At 59.3% G+C, this 6,655-nt stretch carries 5 protein-coding genes; 3 read left to right on the top strand and 2 right to left on the bottom strand.

Translation table 11 applies throughout. The annotated features are described in order from the left end of the window. A partial coding sequence (locus LPW29_RS04450) for a hypothetical protein (RefSeq protein ID WP_238627041.1) occupies positions 1 to 1,256 on the top strand: 1,256 nt, incomplete at its 5' end. A 158-nt stretch (positions 1,257 to 1,414) separates the two neighbouring features. Here LPW29_RS04450 and dauA read toward each other — a convergent pair. Next, on the bottom strand, positions 1,415 to 3,211 hold the full coding sequence (gene dauA, locus LPW29_RS04445; protein WP_238627040.1) for a C4-dicarboxylic acid transporter DauA: 1,797 nt from the start codon (positions 3,209 to 3,211) through the stop codon (positions 1,415 to 1,417). A gap of 610 nt (positions 3,212 to 3,821) precedes the next feature. Then, positions 3,822 to 4,901: a linear amide C-N hydrolase gene (locus LPW29_RS04440; RefSeq protein ID WP_238627039.1), complete on the bottom strand. Its 1,080-nt coding sequence runs from the start codon at positions 4,899 to 4,901 to the stop codon at positions 3,822 to 3,824. 58 nt (positions 4,902 to 4,959) lie between these two features. On the opposite strand from LPW29_RS04440, the gene LPW29_RS04435 reads away from it, so the two are divergent. Next, positions 4,960 to 5,112, top strand: coding sequence for a hypothetical protein (locus LPW29_RS04435; protein ID WP_238627038.1), 153 nt, complete (start codon positions 4,960 to 4,962; stop codon positions 5,110 to 5,112). Positions 5,113 to 5,238: 126 nt separating this feature from the next. Further along, complete coding sequence (locus LPW29_RS04430; protein WP_238627037.1) at positions 5,239 to 6,495, top strand: D-amino acid dehydrogenase; 1,257 nt, start codon at positions 5,239 to 5,241, stop codon at positions 6,493 to 6,495. Positions 6,496 to 6,655 lie beyond the last annotated feature (160 nt).

The following is a 6,655-nucleotide window of genomic DNA, read 5'->3' as shown; positions in this document are numbered from 1 at the left end:
GCCCCTTGAGTCCTTTGCCGCGCTGGAATGAAGTGATCGCGGTCATAACAGGAAGGAGTACCCGCGCCATGAGCGAGTATCAGTATTACGAATTCACGGCGGTCGACCGTTCTTTGAGCGTGCAGGAGCAGACCGAACTGCGCCGCTACTCTTCCCGGGCCCGAATTACGCCCGGGGGTTTCGTCAATGAGTACCACTGGGGTGATTTGAAGGCCGATCCTCTGGCCTTGCTACGGCACTACTTCGACGCGCATGTCTATTCGGCCAACTGGGGCACTTGCCGACTACTGTTGCGCCTGCCCCGATCTTGTTTCGACGAGGGAACGCTCGCGGACTATGCGGCCTTGGTACCGGAAAACGGCCTATCTTCTGGATATCCCGCCACTTTTCGAGCTCTGAACAACGCGGAACACTGGATCCTGGAGTGGTGGTTCAACGACGAATCCCGTTCGCACGATCGTTTCTGGATTAACAACGATGGTCCTGGCTGGATGACGCGCCTGCTGCCACTGCGGGAGGAACTGCTGCGCGGAGACACCCGCCCGCTCTATCTCGGGTGGCTTGCGCGGGTCAGTGAAGGCGAGTTCGATGCGGGAGATTCCGAACCGTCACTACCAGCGGGGCTGGGGGCGCTCACCCCGGCGCAGAAGGCGCTGGCCGAGTTTCTCCTGCTGGATTCGGACCTGATCGCGTCAGCCGCTGTAGCAAGTCCCGAACTGCCGTCGCCGCAAGCGGCAGAATCGGACATCGATGACTGGCTGGCCACGCAGGCCGCCGAGGCTCTACGTGCTCCATTGCGGCTGATGCTGCTGGGCCGGTCTTTGGAGGCCGAACGGCGGCTGCGCGGCGAATTCCTTGCCTGGCAGCGCACGCAGAACCAGATGGTCAGCTGCCTGGGTCGACGCACCCTGACCGTCATAGAGGCCGGCGTGGAAACGGCACGCAGCCTGCGCCTCGAACGCGAACGCGAAGCGCGTGAAGCCGAAGAGGCCAAGCAAAAGGCAGAACGCGCAAGCTATCTCGCGGGAGTAGCCAAACAGGCGGATCGTGCCTGGAACGACATCGACGCGCTCTTGCAGCGCCGCACCGGTGCCGCCTACGACGAGGCCCTTCAGCGCCTGCAGGATCTGGCCGAGGCCCTACACGCTGCCGAGCGCGGTCAGGAGTTTCGCCGCGACCTTGAAAAACTGCTGGCGACTCATGCCGGGCGCCCCGCATGGATGAAGCGGCTTGACAAGGCGGGCTTCCTGCGATGATCACTACCAGGGAATGTGCGGTGCACGAGGCAACCGAGATGGATGCCGCGCCGACCATCACGCGTTTGACCATGCCGCCGGCCTTTTCAGCAACCCAGTCCGAAGTGGGGTGCTTCACCGCCGAGATGCATGAGAGTTAACCCTGGACGTGGATTCCTTCAGTGATTCCACTTCACCCGGCCTTCAGGCAGGGGTACTTGACCACCCCTTTCTTTATGCCAACGCAAAGCCACCATCCCCGCTTGCGTTAAATTTCGGCAGTGTGAGAGAGATCCCGCAACCTTGCGCACGCCTGCGCGACGCAACTTGGTTATTATCCTGGGCTGCAAGCCAACGAGGATCAATCCAATCCCCTGATGCGTCATTTCTGCAATCAGTGACTGAAGCGCAACAATGGCCGTTCCGTCCATGCTCGGCACGTCGTGCATGTCAATAATGATGGTCTTGACTTTGGGGTCTGCCAGATGCAGCGAACTCAATGCCTTTTCCGCAGCCCCGAAAAATAATGGCCCGTTGACGTCATACACTGCCACCTCAGCAGGGAGCCCTCCGATCATGGGATGGTTTTTGGTCTCCACATGATCAGTTTGAGTCAGTGAAGCCATTCGCCTGATGAACAACGCGGCGGCCAACCCAATACCCACTGCCACGGCCAATACCATGTCAAAAATGACAGTGAGGCCGAAGCATGTGACGAGGATGGCTACATCGCCTGGCGGCGCTGACCGCAGTGTGTGCAGGGCATGTCTTGCCTCGCTCATGTTCCATGCAATGATGAAGAGAAGGGCCGCCAGTGCCGCCATGGGCACCATGCCGAGCAACCCCGCCAGCGCGATGATGGCAAGCAGGACCACCAGCGCGTGAATCACTGCGGCGATCGGGGACCGGGCGCCACTGCGGATATTGGTGGCCGTGCGGGCAATCGCGGCCGTTGCAGTAATTCCACCAAATAGTGGTGCAGCTATATTACCCAGTCCCTGGCCTATCAGCTCAGCATTGGGATCATGTTTCGTCTTGGTCAAACCATCGGCCACGACCGCACATAATAGGGATTCAATAGCACCCAGTATGGCAATGGCAAAAGCCGGGCCGAGGAGTGCCCGTATCAGGTCAAAGCTCAGCTGCAGTGGCTCACCATCTGGCCCAGGCAATAGCCAAGGCGCCATGAACGTGGGGGGGATGGGGGGTATGCCAATGCCCGTTTCCCCGTTGGCCTCCCAAGTGAAGCGCGATGCGATCGTGTCTATGGCAGCACTGGTTTCCTGGCTGCTCAGCCATTGATTGACGAAATACGCCGCGATGGCGCCTACCACCAAACCGATAAGGGGTGCCGGAATGGGTATATGAAGGCGTGGCCAGATGAGCATGACCAGCAGTGTAAATATACCTACGCCGAATTCTAGTGGCTGCAAGGTGGGAAATGAGGTCAGGATGAGCCAAACATTTTCAATGAAGTGTTCGGTCAGCGAGCCCGTTTCAAGTCCGAAAAAATCAGGAATCTGCAAGACCGCGATCACGACCGCGATGCCCGCCGTAAACCCCAGTACAACCGGGTAGGGGACAAACTGGATAAGGCGGCCCATGCGGGTGACCCCTAACGTCACCAGGATCATGCCCGCCATCATGGAGGCGATGAGCAAACCACCCAGGCCATACTGTTGAACAATGGGAAAAAGGATGACCACAAAGGCGGCCGTCGGGCCGGATACATTGAAACGTGAACCGCCGGTTAGCGCGATGATGGCCCCGGCCACAATAGCCGTATAAAGGCCATGCTGAGGCGGGACGCCCGTGGCAATCGCCAATGCCATGGATAGCGGCACGGCCACGGTGCCAATAGTGAGGCCGGCCATCACATCTTTGCGCAGATCCTCGAGCCCATAACCGTCATGCCAGGCGGCGCGCAGGCCCGTGGATATGCTGGGCAGTTCGACTGAACGTCTTCGGCGCGACATGCGATGATCTCCCGATAAGATGAGCCCGGCCTTGGCTGGACTCCTCTTTTACATAGCAAACATGCTGATTACATTAACATAATGTGGCTGTTTTGGGGGTGGCTCAAAGAGCTGGACTTGGTGGACGAGCTGTTTGCGGCCCTGATGCTGAAGATTGAAGCCGCCGTCTTTTTCCCCGGGCCGGGTCAGCATCGTGGATGCTACTATTATGCAGGCGCCTCAATATCACCACGTCTGATCATCAGCTAAAAAACGTCGGTACCGCACTGGTTCACTTAGGAAGAATTCCTGATGAAAAATCTTGCAGGTATTTTGTTGATCATGTTTATAAATGGAATTTTCTTTCAAGCAGCATTAGTGCAAGAAGGATGAGCCGCGTTAGTCTCTTTGCCCTCAGTCGATGACTTCACCAGAGGTCAGGATGGCTGGGCTTTAGGGTTAGGCCTTGGCATTGAATATGAAACTGCATACAAAGGCTCAGACAAATTGGATGGTGACAAGGCGTTGCAGTGCACTGCGAAAATCCAGCGACAGCGGATCGGGCTCCTGCCCTGCGGCGATGCCACAATACAGCAGCGCCAACACCGCAAACGACCGAGGCAAAACGGCGTCAGTCCGCTGCCTGGAAGGCAAACGGCTCGGCCGTCACGAACAGCTCCGACACCTCGCCGGAAAGCACCCGCTCCATATCCACACCCAGGTCCAGTTTCTGAGTATCCGCACCTTCGCTGAAATCCAGTTGATCAAGGTCGACCCAGAACACGCTGGGTGAGATCACCGACTCGGCGTAATAGCGCCGCTGCTTGTGGTCAGCGACCACGCGCCAGCGGGTGGTCGACAGGTTGGGGGCATCCGCAACGCTGATGCCCCAGGGCACGGAGGTCTGGCGGATGACGCTGAACACCGAGGCAGCGGCGACCCGCGGGTCGTCACTTTGCACCACGGCATTGATATAGAACTGGGCGCGCACGAAACGATCGGAAGCACGTACCGTACCGGGCAGGAATTCCCGCGGATTCACGTTTTCCCAGTACTCAAGAATGGCCTGCTGCCTGTCGTAGGTGGGCTCGTTCGTCATCACCTGATAGTCGCGACTGTGATGGATGACCATCTCACCGTCGATGAACTCGATCACCGCACTGTCGCCCGTCGCGTCCGACAGGGACACATGCACCGTGGCGAAGCGACTCGGGTCAATGGGCAGCGGCCCCGTCACGACGTCAATGGCGTTCGATTTCAGGTCGGCAACCGCCTCCGCCACCGTGGCGTGACGGTCGAGCAGATACTGCGGGAAAATCGCCACGGAGATGCGCGGCGTTTCACCATCATCGTCAGGATAGGTGGCGTTGACCTCCCACAGGAGATTGGCCACCAGACCGGCCTCGTTCATGCCGTCGGCGGTGGAAATATCATAGCCGGACGCAATCAGGCTGCCATAGCGGCTGTTCCAGGTCACCGAGCGATCTCCGGCCAGCCCGTTTCTCTCCATGCCGCGGGGAAATGCCCATAGGTTGCTGACCATGGGCAGCTTCCAGTCCATGCTGCGTCCGGTGAGGATACGATCTTGCGGGCCCTGGTAGACCACGCGCGTACAGCTTTCCGCCAGCCCCGAACCCAGAAGACCCGCCACCAGGATGAAAGCGCAGCTGAAGAACCTTATGGACATACTCAACTCCTGTCTGAATGTCATGTTCAACTCCTTCCTACCGGTATGCGGTCGAGCCACTGCAGGAAAGGGGCCAAGTTTGATGAAAGGCTACAACAGGACGTATCGCTTTGCCATGAGAGCCATCACCGCGACCCAGGGCCTGTTCAGCATTGAAGGCAGGGACAACTGCACAAATGAAATCAGGAAGGTACGGGTAGTCACCACCATTTCCTTCCAGCTTGAAGCGCCTTGATATGGATGCCGAGATGCTCTTCTGGAGTTGGGCTGGCAGCGCTGACGAAATTCCCAAACTTTTTTGCGCCGAAGCATTCTTAACTGTAAGGATCTGGCTCCATTTTCTGGAACGTGAGGTTCCCTTATGAAAATCCTGGTATTGGGCAGTGGCGTGATCGGTGTCACCAGCGCCTGGTATCTGGCAAGGGCAGGCCATGAGGTGACGGTGGTTGACCAGCTGGAGGCGCCGGCCATGGAGACCAGTCATGCCAATGCAGGCATGTTGTCGTTCGACCACTCCACTCCATGGGCCGCGCCGGGCGTTCCCTTCAAGGCGGTCCAATGGCTGATGCAGGACCTGGCGCCCCTGTACATCAGTCCGAAGGCCCTCGACATCCGCGCACTGCGTTTTCTGTTGAAGATGCTGGGACAGTGCAGCGCCTCGGCCTTCGAGGTGAACAAGGAACGCATGCTGCGGGTGGCCCGTTACAGCGCCGAGTGCTTCAAACAGCTGCGGGAAGATCTGACGCTGGACTACGATGGCCGCCAGAAGGGCACCCTGGAGCTGTTCCGCACGGAGAAGGATCTGGCTGCTGCCGCCAGCAATGTGGCCATCCTGGAGCGCCATCACATCCCCCATGCACTGCTGGACGTGGACGCCTGTATTCGTCAGGAACCGGCCCTGGCCCATGTGCGGGAAAAGATCGCCGGTGGGGTGCTTCTGCCGGGGGATGAGACCGGTGATTGCCACAAGTTCACCTGCGCCCTGGCAAAGGCCTGTGAAACCCGGGGTGTGACCTTTTTGATGAATACCCGGGTGGAGGCCATCGACACCGGCAATGGGAAGATCACCGGTATCAGAACCTCCGCCGGCACCCTGAGTGCCGACCGCTATGTGTTGGCCATGGGGTGTGAGTCACCCCGGGTGCTGGGCAGGATCGGAATTCACGTGCCCGTTTACCCCCTCAAGGGCTACTCTCTGACCATGCCGATCCTGGATGAGGTCAGGGCCCCCCAATCCACGGTGATGGACCAGAAATACAAGGTGGCCGTTACCCGCTTCGACCAGCGCATCCGGGTGGGCGGGGTGGCGGAGATCGCCGGGGACAACAAGGACCTGCCGCCACAACGCCGCGCGGCCATCGAGTACGTGGTGCGCGATCTATTCCCCGGCGGTGGCGCGATTGAGACGGCAGAGTTCTGGGCCGGGCTGCGGCCCATGACCCCGGACAGCGTGCCCATCCTGGGCAGTACAAATTATGACAATCTGTTCCTGAACATAGGTCACGGGACGCTGGGGTGGACCATGTCCCTGGGCTCGTCAAGGTTCGTGGCTGATCTGGTCGGCGGCCATTCCACGGATATCGATCCCGACGGCCTGGGCCTGGATCGCTACGCCTGAGTAGGGCGCAGCAACCGTTCCACATCCTCGGCCGGCGCCAGCCGGCTATACAGGTAACCCTGTCCTTGCACGCAGCCATGATCCAGCAGCAAGTCCCGCTAACAGGATGAACGAATCCCCGCCGAAGCGGGCCGCACAGGTCGGGTGGCAGACGGAGATG

It is taken from the genome of Ectothiorhodospira sp. 9100, assembly GCF_022227565.1.
In the GTDB taxonomy this organism is placed as follows: domain Bacteria; phylum Pseudomonadota; class Gammaproteobacteria; order Ectothiorhodospirales; family Ectothiorhodospiraceae; genus Ectothiorhodospira; species Ectothiorhodospira marina.
This window is presented reverse-complemented; position numbering and strand designations above follow the sequence as displayed.

Bases quoted from the DNA above. Each gene is read 5' to 3' on its own strand.
- LPW29_RS04440 (WP_238627039.1), bottom strand. From the start codon at position 4,901: ATGACATTCAGACAGGAGTTGAGTATGTCCATAAGGTTCTTCAGCTGC.
- LPW29_RS04430 (WP_238627037.1), top strand. From the start codon at position 5,239: ATGAAAATCCTGGTATTGGGCAGTGGCGTGATCGGTGTCACCAGCGCC.
- dauA (WP_238627040.1), bottom strand. From the start codon at position 3,211: ATGTCGCGCCGAAGACGTTCAGTCGAACTGCCCAGCATATCCACGGGC.
- LPW29_RS04435 (WP_238627038.1), top strand. From the start codon at position 4,960: ATGAAAGGCTACAACAGGACGTATCGCTTTGCCATGAGAGCCATCACC.